This window comes from Pseudomonas sp. MB-090624 (assembly GCF_003205245.1).
In the GTDB taxonomy this organism is placed as follows: domain Bacteria; phylum Pseudomonadota; class Gammaproteobacteria; order Pseudomonadales; family Pseudomonadaceae; genus Aquipseudomonas; species Aquipseudomonas juntendi.
On record NZ_QJRK01000115.1, the window covers coordinates 1 to 851 of the forward strand.

Sequence of the window (851 nt, forward strand, 5' to 3'; positions counted from 1 at the left end):
TCCGACCCGAATGCCTTCTACAACAAGATGGTTCGCTACGTGCAGGACACCAAGAACCTGGCGGACGCCACGGGCAAAAGCTTCAGCTGCTGGGCCTACTGCTGGGACCAGGGCGAGTCGAACTACGCCGGCACAACGTTCACCAAGTCGCCGTACCAGTACGCGCAGTTGATGCTGGCCCTGTTCGACACCCTGTCCAAGCAGGTCGTGGCGATCACCGGTCAGGAATTCCAGCCGTATATCTTCAGCTACCAGGTAGGTGGCCACAGGTTCTACGGCGTGGACAAGAACACCGTTGCCCTGTCGCAATGGCGGATCAGCCGGGAGCGTCCTGACTTCGTGCTGGCGGTGCCGGTCTACGCCATCCCAGTTGTAACCGATGACGTGCACCTGACCAACGAGGGTTCTTGGCTGCTGGGCGAATACCGCAGTCGTGCGATGTACCAGACCATGGTGCGGCGCAGCGGCAAGTGGCGCCCGCTGGAACCCATCAAGGTGGACTGGCAGGCCGACCACATCGATGTGAAGTTCCACGTCCCGTGTGGCCCGCTGGTGTTGGACACCGCAATCTGTGCTCAGGCTGTGAACATGGGCTTCGACGTGCGCGAGAGTGACGCGGTGGCGGACATCATCACCAGCGTAACCGTAGTAGGTGATGACACGGTACGCATCGCCATCTCGCGCGAGGCAAACGCTACGGCCGTGCTTACCTACGCCCGCGGCCGCCCAACCGACCCCAACAAGTCCGGTCCTGTGGTAGGCCCGCGCGGAAACCTTCGCGACTCGCATGGCCTGCAAGACACCGCCGTATCGCCCTTGGGCAACACCTTCGCTCTGCACAACCCGTGCGT

The 851-nt window shown here is 62.2% G+C and carries 1 protein-coding gene; it reads left to right on the plus strand.

What is annotated here, in order from left to right; genetic code table 11:
• On the plus strand, positions 1-851 hold an 851-nt coding region (locus tag DMX12_RS29575), incomplete at both ends, for a hypothetical protein (protein WP_177411294.1).